Genomic DNA, 315 nt, shown 5'->3' with positions numbered 1-315 from the left:
GACGGCGGAGATGGGCAACTTGGAGAACTTCAGCAGTGCAGGCCAATTGATCAAAATGGCTGGTACTAACCCGGTTGTGAAACAATCAGGAGGAAAAAAGGCCTCTCACTTCGCCATTTCCAAGCAAGGTAGGGCCCCGTTCAGGAGTGTAGTTTATCTGGTAGGTAGATCCGTAGCCCTTTTCAATCCCGAGATGAAAGAGCACTATCATCGGCTAAAAGAGCGTGGAAAGCTGACAGGGCAGGCCTACATTGCCTTAGGCAATCGGATTCTACGTATAGCGTATGCGATGCGAAAACACCAAACTCTTTATCA

Annotated in this window: 1 protein-coding gene; it reads left to right on the top strand. The window is 48.9% G+C overall.

Annotation, left to right across the window (positions count from 1 at the left end; genetic code table 11):
- Positions 1-19: 19 nt before the first annotated feature.
- A partial coding sequence (locus tag FILTAD_RS15550; RefSeq protein ID WP_238988272.1) for a transposase occupies positions 20-315 on the top strand: 296 nt, incomplete at its 3' end.

Origin of the sequence: Filibacter tadaridae, from assembly GCF_900609045.1 — a bacterium.
In the GTDB taxonomy this organism is placed as follows: domain Bacteria; phylum Bacillota; class Bacilli; order Bacillales_A; family Planococcaceae; genus Sporosarcina; species Sporosarcina tadaridae.
The sequence above is the reverse complement of the archived record's forward strand: the minus strand, read 5'-3'. Positions and strand labels throughout refer to the sequence as shown.